The organism is Nocardia sp. NBC_00403 (assembly GCF_036046055.1).
GTDB lineage: Bacteria > Actinomycetota > Actinomycetes > Mycobacteriales > Mycobacteriaceae > Nocardia.
In genome coordinates this window covers 552,693-565,886 of the sequence record NZ_CP107939.1, presented here as the reverse complement: position 1 = coordinate 565,886, position 13,194 = coordinate 552,693, and the positions used below count along the sequence as shown (strand labels likewise).

11 protein-coding genes are annotated in these 13,194 nt (G+C 66.6%); 4 read left to right on the top strand and 7 right to left on the bottom strand.

Features of this window, described 5'->3' with window-relative positions; all coding sequences use genetic code 11:
- Positions 1-62: 62 nt before the first annotated feature.
- The gene (locus tag OHQ90_RS02450) at positions 63-818 is read right to left on the bottom strand and encodes an HAD-IIA family hydrolase (protein WP_442941434.1); all 756 of its coding nucleotides are present in this window, start codon (positions 816-818) and stop codon (positions 63-65) included.
- 540 nt (positions 819-1,358) lie between these two features.
- Here OHQ90_RS02450 and fgd point away from each other — a divergent pair.
- On the top strand, positions 1,359-2,369 hold the full coding sequence (gene fgd / locus OHQ90_RS02445; protein WP_328406932.1) for a glucose-6-phosphate dehydrogenase (coenzyme-F420): 1,011 nt from the start codon (positions 1,359-1,361) through the stop codon (positions 2,367-2,369).
- Positions 2,370-2,516: 147 nt separating this feature from the next.
- The gene (locus OHQ90_RS02440) at positions 2,517-2,936 is read left to right on the top strand and encodes a hypothetical protein (protein ID WP_328406931.1); all 420 of its coding nucleotides are present in this window, start codon (positions 2,517-2,519) and stop codon (positions 2,934-2,936) included.
- A gap of 98 nt (positions 2,937-3,034) precedes the next feature.
- Here OHQ90_RS02440 and OHQ90_RS02435 read toward each other — a convergent pair whose 3' ends face one another.
- Positions 3,035-3,541, bottom strand: a complete 507-nt coding sequence (locus tag OHQ90_RS02435) for a nitroreductase family deazaflavin-dependent oxidoreductase (RefSeq protein WP_328406930.1) — start codon at positions 3,539-3,541, stop codon at positions 3,035-3,037.
- An 83-nt stretch (positions 3,542-3,624) separates the two neighbouring features.
- Between OHQ90_RS02435 and pta the strand changes: the two genes are divergently transcribed.
- Together pta and OHQ90_RS02425 are read left to right on the top strand one after the other, a co-directional pair.
- A complete protein-coding gene (gene pta / locus OHQ90_RS02430) occupies positions 3,625-5,697 on the top strand; it encodes a phosphate acetyltransferase (protein WP_328406929.1) in 2,073 nt (690 codons plus the stop codon).
- A 125-nt stretch (positions 5,698-5,822) separates the two neighbouring features.
- The gene (locus OHQ90_RS02425; RefSeq protein WP_328406928.1) at positions 5,823-7,040 is read left to right on the top strand and encodes an acetate kinase; all 1,218 of its coding nucleotides are present in this window, start codon (positions 5,823-5,825) and stop codon (positions 7,038-7,040) included.
- A gap of 31 nt (positions 7,041-7,071) precedes the next feature.
- Here the strand turns inward: OHQ90_RS02425 and OHQ90_RS02420 are convergent, their stop codons facing one another.
- From OHQ90_RS02420 to OHQ90_RS02400, 5 genes are all read right to left on the bottom strand, one after another.
- Positions 7,072-7,632, bottom strand: a complete 561-nt coding sequence (locus tag OHQ90_RS02420) for a hypothetical protein (RefSeq protein ID WP_328406927.1) — start codon at positions 7,630-7,632, stop codon at positions 7,072-7,074.
- A 155-nt stretch (positions 7,633-7,787) separates the two neighbouring features.
- On the bottom strand, positions 7,788-8,162 hold the full coding sequence (locus OHQ90_RS02415; protein WP_328406926.1) for a hypothetical protein: 375 nt from the start codon (positions 8,160-8,162) through the stop codon (positions 7,788-7,790).
- Between the two features lie 129 nt (positions 8,163-8,291).
- The gene (locus tag OHQ90_RS02410; protein ID WP_328406925.1) at positions 8,292-10,799 is read right to left on the bottom strand and encodes a serine/threonine-protein kinase PknG; all 2,508 of its coding nucleotides are present in this window, start codon (positions 10,797-10,799) and stop codon (positions 8,292-8,294) included.
- 6 nt (positions 10,800-10,805) lie between these two features.
- Positions 10,806-11,783, bottom strand: coding sequence for a glutamate ABC transporter substrate-binding protein (locus OHQ90_RS02405; protein WP_328406924.1), 978 nt, complete (start codon positions 11,781-11,783; stop codon positions 10,806-10,808).
- Positions 11,780-13,153, bottom strand: coding sequence for a hypothetical protein (locus OHQ90_RS02400; protein ID WP_328406923.1), 1,374 nt, complete (start codon positions 13,151-13,153; stop codon positions 11,780-11,782). The genes OHQ90_RS02405 and OHQ90_RS02400 overlap by 4 nt, the downstream gene beginning before the upstream one ends.
- Positions 13,154-13,194 lie beyond the last annotated feature (41 nt).

Sequence of the window (13,194 nt, the reverse complement as noted above, 5' to 3'; positions counted from 1 at the left end):
TCAGTATGACGAACATCGCTGGTGGGACCCGCACTGTCGCGAGGGTGACGCTGGTGCAGGGGCTAGTCGAAAGGCGTGCTGGTATGGCCGACCAGGTCCGCGACCGAATCGACGACCAGGGTCGGGCGGTAGGGGAATTGCTCTACCGAGGCGCGGGTGGAGATGCCGGTGGTGACGAGGATGGTTCGCATACCCGCCTCGAGTCCGGAGATGACGTCGGTGTCCATTCGGTCGCCGATCATCACGGTGGACTGGGAGTGGGCGCCGATGCGGCGCAGGGCCGACCGCATCATCAGCGAGTTCGGCTTGCCGACGTAGTAGGGGTCGCGGCCGGTCGCGCGAGTGATCAGGGCGGCGACCGAGCCGGTGGCAGGCAGCAGGCCGTCGCGGGAAGGGCCGGTCGGGTCCGGGTTGGTGGCGATGAACCGGGCGCCGCGGTCGACAAGGCGGATGGCGGTGGTGATCGCCTCGAAGGAGTACGTGCGGGTCTCGCCGAGCACGACATAGTCGGGATCGCTGTCGGTCAGCACGTAGCCGATCTCGTGCAGCGCCGTGGTGAGCCCGGATTCGCCGACGACATAGGCGGTTCCGTTCGGGCGCTGGTCATTGAGGAAGGTGGCGGTGGCCAGGGCGGAGGTCCAGATAGCCTCTTCCGGAATATCCAATCCGGTGTGGCGCAGCCGGGCCTGCAGGTCACGCGGGGTGCGGATCGAGTTGTTGGTGAGCACCAGGAACGGGATCTCGTTGGACCGCAGCTCTGCCAGGAACTTGTCCGCGCCCGGGATCATGTGGTCCTCGTGCACCAGCACGCCGTCCATGTCGGTGAGATAGGACAGGATGGGCTCGTCAATGGCGGTCACCGGTCAATTGTCCACTATGGCGCAGCCGGACGAAGTCTGTAGCCGCTTGCATCGGGCTGAGCTGAGGCGAGGCAGCTGTTTGCGCCTGGGCTGTGTGAACGTGAGGCAGCTGTTTGCGCCTGGGCTGTGTGAACGTGAGGCAGCTGTTTGCGCCTGGGCTGTGTGAACGTGAGGCAGCTGTTTGCGCCTGGGCTGTGTGAACGTGAGGCAGCTGTTTGCGCCTGGGCTGAGTGAACGCGAAGCAGTCGCTTGCGCCGGCTGAGCGAAGGCGAAGCAGTCGCCTGTCCAGGTGATCGTGGGTAAGGGATCGACGCGGTACGACCCCGCACACATCGGGGTCGGTCGCTGACTATGGTCGAGGACGGCCGTCTGAAACGCGGAGGACCGTCGTGCCGCGACGCGGACTATCGCGACACGATGAAGCGTTGATACGGCCGAAGCGGGGTGCGGGAACGCCCGCACCCGAACCGTGGCAGCTAAGCGACAGGAGTGGCGCACATGGGTGAGCTCAAGCTCGGGTACAAGGCATCGGCAGAGCAGTTCGGACCTCGGGAGTTGGTCGAGATCGCGGTGCTCGCCGAGGAACACGGGCTCGACAGCGCCACCGTGAGCGACCACTTCCAGCCGTGGCGCCACAAGGGCGGGCACGCGCCGTTCTCGCTGGCCTGGATGGCCGCGGTCGGCGAGCGCACCGAGCGCATCCAGCTCGGCACCTCGGTGCTCACCCCGACCTTCCGCTACAACCCCGCGGTGATCGCGCAGGCCTTCGCCACCATGGGCTGTCTGTACCCGGACCGGATCATGCTCGGCGTCGGCTCCGGTGAGGCGCTCAACGAGATCGCCACCGGGTTCACCGGCGAATGGCCGGAATTCAAGGAGCGTTTCGCCCGTCTGCGCGAATCGGTCGACCTGATGCGCGCACTGTGGACCGGCGAGCGCACCGACTTCGACGGTCAGTACTACCGCACTGTCGGCGCCTCGATCTACGACGTCCCCAAGGGCGGTATCCCGGTCTACATCGCTGCGGGCGGTCCATTGGTGGCCCGGTACGCGGGCCGCGCCGGTGACGGCTTCATCTGCACCTCCGGCAAGGGTATGGATCTCTACACCGAGAAGCTGATGCCCGCCGTCGCCGAGGGTGCCGCGAAGGCAGGCCGCACCGTCGACGACATCGACCGAATGATCGAGATAAAGATCTCCTACGACACCGATCCCGAACTGGCCCTGGAGAACACCCGCTTCTGGGCACCGCTGTCGCTGACCCCCGAGCAGAAGCACAGCATCACCGACCCGATCGAAATGGAGGCCGCCGCCGACGCTCTCCCCATCGATCAGATCGCCAAGCGCTGGATCGTTGCGAGCGACCCCGACCAGGCCGTCGACCTCATCAAGCCCTACCTGGACGCGGGCCTCAACCACCTGGTCTTCCACGCTCCCGGCCACGACCAGCGCCGCTTCCTCGATCTCTTCCAGCGCGACCTGGCCCCGCGCCTGCGCGCGCTCGGCTGACAATCGAACATGGCCACGCGGCGCTCGTGACAGTCGCCGCGGCCATGTCACATCGCCCGCACGGTGTGTGTTCTAGCGGGTATCTCCAGCTCTGGTAGCGAATTTTGTTGTGTTGAAAGCTGTTCCAGGGAATGATCCGGTCATGTGATGAACCGACGAATTCATGGAGCCGTCCTCCTTGCCGCCTCCGCGGCGGCCGTAATGTTCGCCCCCACTACCGCAGCGCCCGCAAGCGCGGCGACGCCGTTCAAGGCCCCTGACGTCACCTTCGCGGGCACCGGACCGGGAACGGTGACCGCGACGCTGCACAATCCGAACGACCAGGGTCAGTGCTGGGCCGAGGCCGGCGTCGGACCCGACAACAACCACGTGTTCTTCGGCGGTTCTCGCCCGGAGTCGCTGGCCAACCCCGGCCAGACGATCAAGACGTCGCTGGAAGGTCTCGAGCCGGGGACGACGATCACGGCCAGGGGAGGCTGTGCGGGCGACGCGGGATACGAGTTGTCGGAGCTGGTCACTGTCACCGTCCCCGCCACCAAGCCCGCAACCGGTAGCTTCGGGGGCTAGATCGACGGTGTGGTGACGGCCATCGCATGGGTCGCCGTCACCACATCATCGAGTCGTTGGAGGGACTGCGCAGGCGAAAGACCGGTCGTCAGCGCATCTCAGGCGCGGGTGAGTGCGAAGATGCGCAGATTGCGGGTGGTGCGGGAGCGGTAGGCGTCGTAGGCGCCGGTGATTTCGACGAAGCGGGCGAAGACGGCGTCCTTGTCGGCCTCGGCGACCAGGGTGGCCTGGACGGGGATGCGTTCACCCGCGATAGCGACGGTGGCCTGCGGGTTCGCCAGCAGATTGGCGGTCCAGGCCGGGTGCTCGGCCTGACCGAAGTTGCTGCCGATCACGTACAACGTGTCACCGTCGTGCACATAGAGCAGCGGCTGGGTGCGCGGTTCGCCGGACTTGCGGCCGATGCTGGTCAGCAGGATGACGGGCGCACCGATCGGGCCGAGCACGGTGTACTTGGCGTCGGTGCGCTCGAGCAGTGCGCGATCCAGCGGCGTGATCTTCCGAATGAACCACGAACCGGGCTTGGTAGCCGCGAGCTTATTCGCTGCGCGGGAAAGAACATTGGTGCGCGAACCCCATTGCCGGTCCGGGAACTGCTCAGCCATGCCCGGACTATACGGCGTTGCTAGAAGCTTCCTGAAGACTCGGGAAGGCGGGGGAGTTGCCATCCGTTTACTAAGCTTCGACCATGGCCGAATCTGCTCCATCCGCCGTGTACATCGCGTCTCCGGAGGGTGACACCGGAAAATCGACGGTGGCGCTCGGGATGCTCCAGATGCTGTGCGTGACCACCGCTCGGGTCGGGGTGTTCCGGCCGATCACCCGCTCGACCACCGAGCCGGATTACATTCTCGAACTGCTGCTCGAACACAGCACAGCCGATATCGACTACGCGCAGGCCACCGGCGTCACCTACGACCAGGTGCACGCTGATCCCGATGCCGCGATCAGCGAGATCGTGATGCGCTTCCACGAGGTCGCCAAGGTGTGTGATGCGGTGGTGATCGTCGGCAGCGACTACACCGACGTGGCCAGCCCCAGCGAGCTGCGTTTCAACGCCAGGGTCGCGGTGAACCTCGGCGCACCGGTGCTATTGGTGGTGCGCGGCTCCGGCCGCACCCCGGAGGAGGTGCGGCATCTGGCCGAGCTGTGCGCGAGCGAACTGGCCCTCGAGCACGCGCAGCTGGTCGCGATCATCGCCAACCGCTGCGATCCGGACCAGCTCGACGAGGTGTGCTCGGCCTTGCAGGGCTTCGATGTGCCGTCCTGGACGCTGCCGGAAGTGCCGTTGCTGATTGCGCCAACCATGGCCGAGCTGTGCACCGCGATCGACGGCGAAATGTACAGCGGCGACCAGGAATTGCTGCAGCGCGAGGCGTTGGAGATCATGGTCGGCGGCATGACGGCCGAACACATTCTGGAGCGGCTTGTCGACGGCGTCGTGGTCATCGCGCCGGGTGACCGCTCGGACGTGCTGCTCAGCGTGGTGAATGCGCATGAGGCGGAAGGCTTTCCGTCGCTGTCGGGCATCATCATGAACGGCGGCATGCTCCCGCATCCCGCGGTCGCGCGACTGATGACCGGTCTCAAACCGAAGCTGCCGATCCTCACCACCGAACTCGGCACCTACGACACGGCCAGTGCCGCCTACCGCACCCGCGGCCGGATGTCGGCGGGCAGCCCGCGCAAGGTCGACACCGCTCTCGCGCTGATGGAGCAGCGGGTCGACGACGCGGAGTTGTTGCGGCGCATCGACGTTCCGCGCAGCTCGGTGGTGACCCCGCAGATGTTCGAGTACCAGCTCATCGAGTGGGCGCGTGCGGACCGCAAGCGCATCGTGCTGCCCGAGGGCGACGACGACCGCATCCTGCGTGCCGCGGGTCGGGTGCTGCAGCGCAAGATCGCTGACCTGGTCATTCTCGGTGACGAGGGGTCCATCCGGGCCCGCGCCGCCGAACTGGGCGTCGATATTGCCGCCGCGCAGGTGCTCGATCCCGCCACTTCGGGATATCTGGATGATTTCGCCGCGGAGTACGCGAAGCTGCGCGCGCACAAGGGCATGACCGTTGAGCGCGCCCGCGAAACCATGACCGACATCTCGTATTTCGGCACCATGATGGTCCACAAGGGCATTGCCGACGGCATGGTGTCCGGTGCCGCGCACACCACGGCGCACACCATCCGGCCGTCGTTCGAGATCATCAAGACCACGCCCGGCGTCGCCACGGTGTCCAGTGTGTTCCTGATGTGCCTTGCCGACCGGGTGCTCGCCTACGGCGACTGCGCGGTGGTCCCCGATCCGACGTCGGACCAGCTGGCCGATATCGCGATCTCCTCGGCGGGCACCGCGGCCAGGTTCGGCATCGAACCGCGGGTGGCCATGCTGTCGTACTCGACCGGTGAATCGGGCAGCGGCGCCGATGTGGACAAGGTCCGGGTGGCGACCAAGCTGGTCCGCGAGCGTGCGCCGGAACTGCTGGTGGAGGGCCCGATTCAATACGACGCGGCGATCGAGCCGACCGTCGCCACCACCAAGCTGCCGGATTCCGAGGTGGCAGGCCGCGCAACGGTGTTCGTGTTTCCCGATCTCAATACCGGCAACAACACCTACAAGGCAGTGCAGCGCAGTGCGGGCGCGATCGCCATCGGCCCGGTGCTGCAGGGTCTGCGCAAGCCGGTCAACGATCTGTCCCGCGGCGCTCTGGTCGCCGACATCGTCAACACCGTGGCGATCACCGCGATTCAGGCGCACGGAGAGTGACGGGGGTGTCCGCGGCACAGGGGCAATGCGGAACATTGGCGTCGTGATCACGGTTGCTGAACGTGTGCGAGAGCACCGCAGGACCCTGGAGGCGATGTGAACTCTCGCGGGACACAGGAGGCGTCATGAGCAGCGAACGTGCCGATGGTCTGGTGCTGGTGATCAATTCCGGCTCGTCGTCGATCAAATACCAGCTGCTGGACCCGGAGTCGAGCGCTGTCGCGGCTTCGGGCATGGTCGACCGGATCGGCGAGGCGAACGCCGGGATCGAGCATCGTGCCGAGGGAATGACCGTCGAGTGTCATGAGCCGGTCGCCGATCACACCGCCGGACTGCGGCTGGTTTTCGAGATGTTTGCCGAGACCGGACGTGATCTGGCGAGCGAGGGCGTGCACGCGGTCGGGCATCGAGTGGTGCACGGCGGCGAGGTGTTCTACCGGCCGACGCTGATCGACGATGCAGTGGTCACCGCGATTTCGGAGCTGTCTTCGCTTGCGCCGCTGCACAATCCGGCCAATGTTGCGGGCATCGAGAGTGCCAGGAGGCTATTGCCGGGCGTACCGCAGGTCGCCGTGTTCGACACCGCGTTCTTCCACGGCCTGCCCGATGCCGCGAAGACCTACGCGATCGATGCGAAGGTCGCTGCCGCGCAGGGCATTCGGAAATATGGTTTTCACGGCACTTCGCACGAATACGTCTCCGGGCGGGTCGCGGAGCTGCTCGATCGCGATCCCGCCGACCTGAATCAGATTGTCTTCCACCTGGGTAACGGCGCTTCGGCCTCGGCGATCAAGGGCGGTCAGCCGGTCGACACGACAATGGGTCTGACCCCGTTGGAGGGCTTGGTGATGGGCACCAGGTCCGGCGATCTCGACCCGGGCATCGTGCCGCACCTCATGCGCTCGGCCGATCTGAATATCGACCAGGTCGACGAGCTTCTGAACCGGAACTCGGGCCTGAAGGGGCTTTCGGGTGTCAACGATTTCCGTGAGCTGCAACGGCTCATCGATCAGGGTGACGCCGCCGCGAAGCTGGCCTACGACGTATACATCCACCGACTGCGCCGCTACCTCGGCGCGTACTTGGTGGAGCTGGGTCGCCTCGACGCCATCACCTTCACCGCGGGTGTCGGGGAGAACAGCACACAGGTTCGCGCCGACGCCCTCGCCGAGCTCTCCCGCTTCGGCATCGCGGTCGACCCCGCGCTCAACACCGCGAAAGACCGCACAGCCCGGCATATTTCGGCACCGGGAGCCGAAGTGGCCGTGCTGGTCGTTCCGACCAATGAGGAACTGGCCATCGCCCGCGCGGCGCAACGCGTGGTGGCCGCCGAACAGCTCTAGAAACCTTCACGAAAACCTCATGGTCGATACGTCAGTATTGGTATCGGATCGAGTTCGCCGGCCCACCGAAATCCTGGGCGACCCGCTCCGCGTGCTCTCGGGTCAGCGATGCCCTCGCCCCTCCCGAATTGCTCGCTCCGGCTGCCCCCGGAGCTCGCTGAGTGCACGCGGCTCCCGGGGTTTCGGTGTGCCGACTGTTCCGGCAGATCCGAGCGATCAGGTTCGCGGCGATCTTCTCGATGCGCGGTTCGAGCGCGGCGACCCTGGCGGGGGTGAACGCCTGGCTGATGGTCTTGCGCAGCCGCCGGTGGTCGAGGCCGTCCTTGTTGAGCATGTGGTCGATATCGGTGAGCGCGCGCATGGGCCAATCGGCCGGAATGGTGCCGTCGTGCAGGGCGGGACACTGCGCGGCACTCTTGCTGAACAGTTTGTCATCAAGGACTTCACTGACGGCCTGGTAGCTGGTCGCGATCCAGGCGGGCACCCCGCCCGGCAATTCGATAGGAACGACCTCGCCGCGCTCACGAATTCGGTCATAGGTGTCGTAGGTGGACTCTCCCGCAGTGGGCAGCTGGATCGCGTGCTCGGTCATGCTGTCTCCCAACAAATTTCGGATTGCTGAGGGAATTCTCGGTCGTCCGTACCTGCGGGGCGCGCGATACGCGCGTTTCCGGCCCCAGACCGGAACCGGAAGAAACCAAAACGAAAGTGAGTGCCCGAGAACTCGGGCAGATCTGGTCCCGGTGCCTATACCGTCGATGAGCCGTTGGTATTGCTGGTGTACGCGTTATCGAATAGGTCCCAGCCATTGCGGCGGCCGACTGTGCGTGCCTCGGCCATCCAGCCCGCGTCGACGGCCGCGTCGGCGAACGCGCGAACCACGCCGGGCTTGTTCAGGTTCAGCAAACGGTCACCAATCCAGATGACACCGGTCGGGCCCGGCCCGCCGTCGGAGACATTGCGCTCACCATCGGGGCGGAAGACCAGTGTCAGGCCTGCCACCGACCCGAGTTGTCGCAGCCGCAGGACTTCCTCGCAGCCGTTTACATGCTGGTGGTAGGTCTTCCAGCGGTACTGCTGCTCACCCACCGTAAGGACTCGGCGGCGGCTTTCTTTCACCATCGCGCGATGCTAGCGCGGTTCATGGATCCGGCTGCCAGTTTGTTGAGGGCCGATCACCGTGACATGGTCATGATTGTCGCGAGGTAGACCATGGCTTTATGGTGCGGTGCTGGCTGAGCGGACGTTTACTTAGATCCAGGTCTTGGCTCGAATGGCGTTCGCCAGGTCGACCAAGGCGTAGCGATGGTTTCGGCCCGGCGCGCTGCGGGCCAGGGCCCGCAGGCTGGCTTCGGTGCCTTCGCGCAGGTCGCGGTCGGTGAAGGGGGCGCCGAACAGGGTGGCGTCCTGCCGTTTCGGCGTATTGCCCGCCTGCAGCCAGGCCAGGGCCGCGCCGAGGACGAGGACGCGCATCTGGACCGCGCGGCCTTCGCCCTTCGGTATGACAAGCATTCGGGAGGCCGCGATGTGCAGCGTCGCTTCCTCGAGTTCGCCCACCGGCGCGCAGGTGAGCAACAGCAGCACGGCGGTCAGGCGTGCTGTGGTGTAGTGCCGCGACGCGACGGGGACCTCGTCGAGCGCGCGCACCGCATCGGTGACCCGGCCCGCCGTGGCCAGCTGCCTGGCCAGGCCGAAGGCTGCGCTCACCACCGCGCGGTCGGTGCGCCACACCGAGTCGTAGAACTTCTCGGCGTAGACCCGCCACTGCTCCGGATCGTCGGAATCCCACTGCTGCAATATCAGTTCCGCCGTGGCCGCCAGCGCCAGCTTCGGCGCGATTTCGCCCGGCAGCACCTGCAGCACCGCGTCGAAACTGGCGAAAGCCTTTTCGTAATCCTGTTCCAGCAGCTGGGCCTGACCGATGTGCCAATCGATACGCCAATCGTGATCGGCGGGTATTCGCGACAGCATATCCAGCACAGTGGCCGACTCGCCGAGATCGAGGTACGCCCGCGCCTCCGCGAGCGTCAGCTCCAGATCCATGGTCTCCGGAGCATTCTCGGGATCGGATTCGGCGCGCTCGCGTGCTTCGCGCAGTGCTTCCAGTGCCTGCTGCGGGTCGTGGTGCACGGCGGCGGCGGCGAGCAGCGGCGCGGCGGGATCCGCCGGATCGATGAGCGGAACAGGAAGGGCCGCAGCGACTTCCCGTGCCTCGAGCCGAGTGCTGCGGCCGATGCCGTCGGCGTAGGCATCGGTCTGACTGATCAGCTCCTCGGTGCCGAAACTGGCGCGCTGCGGGCTGAACACCGTGGACAGCTGGGGATGCTCGGTCCCGGTCTGCAAGGCCAGGATTTCGCGCAGCACGCCCGCCATCTGGGCGGACATGGCGCGAGCGGAGGGGAAGCGCCGCTGCGGGTCGGGGTCGGTCGCCGACAACAGCAACCGATGGAAGAACTCGTTGCGCTCGAGCACGGGATGTGCTGCGGGGTCTGGAATTCCATCCAGATAGCGGCCCTGCTCCATCGGCATGCTCAATGTAAGCACGGCGAGCGTCCGCCCGACGGTGTAGATGTCCGACGCCACAGTCGGCCCCGTCCTTGCTATCTCCGGCGCCTGGAACCCCCGGGTGCCGTAGAGATTTCCGTACGCTTCGATAATGGCGACGGCACCGAGGTCGATCAGTTTCACCTGGTCCTCGGTGATCATGATGTTGTCGGGCTTGAGATCGTTGTAGGTCAATCCGACCGAATGCAGGTAGTCCAGCGCGGGCAGGATCTCCAGCAGATAGGCAATAGCCTCGGCGACCGGCATCCGCAGTGGCCGCGGATAGGTGTCGAGGATGTCGCGCAGCGATTTGCCGCCGACATATTCCATGACGATATACCCGACCGGCTCGCCGTCCTGGCCGGTGTACTCGACGAAATTGTGGATCTTGACGATGCTGGGATCGGCCACTTCGGCAAGGAATTGGCGCTCGGCCACGGCCACCGCCTGTGCCTCGGCATCGCCCGCGTGCAGCAGGCCCTTGAGCACCACCCAGCGGTCGCTGACATTGCGGTCGATCGCCAGGTAGATCCAGCCGAGTCCGCCGTGTGCGATGCAGCCCTGGATCTCGTACTGGTTCGAGACCAGGTCGCCCGGGAACAGCAAGGGCCGGAAATCGTATTTGACGCCGCAGGTTAGGCAGGTCCCCGCGGTCGTCGCGGGCCGGACCGCGGTGGCCCGGCCGACCGGGCTCCCACAACGCCAGCAGAAGCGCTTGCCTTCGGAGACGACCGGATCGGTGAGCACCGCGTCGCGCGGATCGGCGGGCACGATGGTCGGGATGGGCACCAGTCCCCCGCCGAGCCTGCGCACCGTCGGGCGTGAGCGGACGGTGCGCGTGCTACGCACGCTGCGGCCGGAGGTCCGCATCGTGGCATTCGAGTTCGGCTCCGATTGCGGACGCCGCGTGCCGACGGTGAAGCCGGATGCGGTGGTGCCTGGTCCGGCGGCTTCGGATGCGGTGGTGCCTGGTCCGGCGGTTTCGTCAGCTGTGGGGCCGGGCGCGACGGTTTCGTCGGCGGTGGTGCCCGGTCCAACGGTTTCGGCGGCAATGGTGTCGGGTCCGATGTTCTCCTCGGCCGCGGGTTCGTGCCCAGGTCGGACCGCCTGGGTGCCCGCTAGGTCGTGGTCGGCCGAATCCTCCTGCGGCGCGGGCGAACCATTCCTACCGGAACGGGCGGAATTGTCAGGGTCGGCGCCGTGCTGGCTCGTCATCGGCGGTCAGTCCAGGTAGGTCGGTTCCGGCGGCACCGGTGGGGGGCCGAGCACGGAAAGCCACTGTCGATAGATTCTGGTCCAGGTGCCGTCGGCCCGGATCCGCTCCAGCGTCCCGTTGACGAAACGCACCAGATCGTCGTTGCCTTTGGGGATACCGATGCCGTAGGGCTCGAAGCTGATGCTGCCGCCCACCAGCTGGGTGTAGTAGGGATCCTGCGCGGCGAGGCCGGCCAGGATGGCGTCGTCGGTGCTTACCGCGTCGACCTGGCGCTGTTGCAGAACCACCAAACAATCTGCCCAGGTCGGCACCGCAAGGATGGTGGCGCCCGGCTGTTCGTGGCGGATCCGCTCCAGTGAGGTGGTGCCGGGCACCACGCACACCCGCCTGCCCGCGAGGTCGGCGAGGCCGTTGATGCCGGAATTCTTCACCGCGAGCACGCGCTGGTAGGCGCGCAGGTACACCGTGGAGAACGTCACCTTCTGCCGTCGTTCACAGTTGATCGTCATGGTCTTGGCGACCAGGTCGACGGTGTGATTTTGCAGCGCCCGCTCGCGGTCGGCGGAGCCGAGACTGCGGTATTCGATCAGGTCCGGGCTGCCGAGCAGGTCGCGTGCGACCTCCCTGGCGATGTCGGCGTCGAAGCCGACGACGGCGCCGCTGACCGGATCACGGAAGCTGAACAGGTTGCTGCCGGTGTCAAGTCCGACCACCAGTCGGCCACGAGCGCGGATGGCGTCGATGGTCGGCCCACCGACCGCCGAGCCCGTCGGCCGCAGGCTGGCGGTCGGATCGCCGCATTGCGGGTCGACCAGTGGCGTGATCGGTGTATTCGGCAGTACCGGGACGGCTTTGGCCGGCAGCGGCGGTTCGTCGTATCGGACGATCTTGGCCGGCGCGCTCGAGAGCGAGTCGCCGGCACAACCGCCGGCACAGGCGACGGCGAGCAGGGCAGCGGCCAGGATGCCGCGGGTGGTTTTCATCGGTACTCCCGCAGTCGGGGCCAGAGACCGAGGCCGACCAAACTCGCGGCGAGGATGCTGAGCACCATCGCGCCGGGAGCAAGGAAGTCGAGCACTCGGGCGCTCTGGGAGATCTTGCCGCGCAGGGTGTCCCTTGTCTTCGCGAGCGCCGCGCCGAGCGACCTGTCCAGCGCATCCACCTGGGCGGCGGCGTCCGCGGTGCCGGGGCCGGTCGCGACCGCTGCCGCGCCGTCGAAGTCGCCGTGGGCGAGAGTTTCGTTCATTCGCTGATGCGCGGCGCGCCAACGGGCGAGTGCGGTACGGGCATTCGCCACGTCCCCGGCTGCGGGCGCGCGCGTCGGGTAGCCGTCGAGCAGTTCGGTCAGCCGGGCGATGCTGTAATCATAGGTGCGGTCGTAGTCGCCGGTCGCGTCGCGTCGCACCAGTTTCAAAGTTTCGGCGGAACGCGCCTGCTGGGTCACGATTCGGCTCTCGGTCAACCGGGAGGCCGGCACCGCCGCGCCGTCGCGGCCGTTGATCATCGATACGGCCGAGATCGACCCGGCGGCCACGGTCCAGGCCAACAGGGTCACCATCGCGGCGGAGGCGAGCAGCAGTCCGGGATTGACCACGCGGTGCCAGCGTTTGGCCAGCTCGATTTGCGCCCAGACCAAAAACGCCAAGGCGAGTATCAGCAGCACGATGGCGGGCCACGGTGGCCGCGCATGGTGGCGCTGGGCCGCGTCGACCGCGCCAGATCGATGATCCTGTAGTTCCTGAGCCATCGGCAGCAGCGTCGTCTGCATCTGATTCGATGCCTCGCTCAAATACGCTGCGCCGACCGGATATCCGCTGCGATTGTTCGCTCGGGCCGTCTCGATGAGACCCGCATACACGGGCAGGCCGGTGGCGATCCCGGTCCGTAGCCTGGTGTCGGGGTCGGCGGATGTCATCGAGGCGGGCCCGGACTGGATCACCAGCTCCGAGGATGCCTCGCCGAGCGCCTGACTGTATCGGTCGCGCACGGCCTCGGGTTCCAGGCCGCCCGCGATGAACGCGGTGCTCGCCGCGGCATCCGCGATGGACAGCGTGGTGTAGAGCCGCTGTGCGGATTGCGCGTCCGGCTCGGTGTCGTCGAGCAGGATGTCGAGCGCCTGCTGACGTTCGTTCACCGTCACCGCGGAAACGACGCCCGCTGCAAGGCATAGGCCGATGAGGACCAGGCCGATCGCGATGAGCCGCCCCGGTGAGGACTGCGCGAATGATCGCAGATTGGCCGGGTCGAGATGCTCACGCACCGCCGAGTTGCGCGCGGCACCGAGATGCTTGCGCGCGGGCTCGGTAACGACCGACGGCGGCTGCGCAGCCGTCGCCTGCTCGGTGCGAGCCATCTCCACCTCCCCGGTTTTGTGGCGCACGTACGCGCCGTGTC

What these genes read in the sequence shown, in the direction of transcription:
- pta (WP_328406929.1), top strand. Translation starts at nt 3,625, where the DNA reads ATGGCCGAATCTGCTCCATCCGCCGTGTACATCGCGTCTCCGGAGGGT.
- OHQ90_RS02415 (WP_328406926.1), bottom strand. Translation starts at nt 8,162, where the DNA reads ATGGTGAAAGAAAGCCGCCGCCGAGTCCTTACGGTGGGTGAGCAGCAG.
- OHQ90_RS02410 (WP_328406925.1), bottom strand. Translation starts at nt 10,799, where the DNA reads ATGACGAGCCAGCACGGCGCCGACCCTGACAATTCCGCCCGTTCCGGT.
- OHQ90_RS02435 (WP_328406930.1), bottom strand. Translation starts at nt 3,541, where the DNA reads ATGGCTGAGCAGTTCCCGGACCGGCAATGGGGTTCGCGCACCAATGTT.
- OHQ90_RS02420 (WP_328406927.1), bottom strand. Translation starts at nt 7,632, where the DNA reads ATGACCGAGCACGCGATCCAGCTGCCCACTGCGGGAGAGTCCACCTAC.
- fgd (WP_328406932.1), top strand. Translation starts at nt 1,359, where the DNA reads ATGGGTGAGCTCAAGCTCGGGTACAAGGCATCGGCAGAGCAGTTCGGA.
- OHQ90_RS02400 (WP_328406923.1), bottom strand. Translation starts at nt 13,153, where the DNA reads ATGGCTCGCACCGAGCAGGCGACGGCTGCGCAGCCGCCGTCGGTCGTT.
- OHQ90_RS02405 (WP_328406924.1), bottom strand. Translation starts at nt 11,783, where the DNA reads ATGAAAACCACCCGCGGCATCCTGGCCGCTGCCCTGCTCGCCGTCGCC.
- OHQ90_RS02425 (WP_328406928.1), top strand. Translation starts at nt 5,823, where the DNA reads ATGAGCAGCGAACGTGCCGATGGTCTGGTGCTGGTGATCAATTCCGGC.
- OHQ90_RS02440 (WP_328406931.1), top strand. Translation starts at nt 2,517, where the DNA reads ATGAACCGACGAATTCATGGAGCCGTCCTCCTTGCCGCCTCCGCGGCG.
- OHQ90_RS02450 (WP_442941434.1), bottom strand. Translation starts at nt 818, where the DNA reads ATGGACGGCGTGCTGGTGCACGAGGACCACATGATCCCGGGCGCGGAC.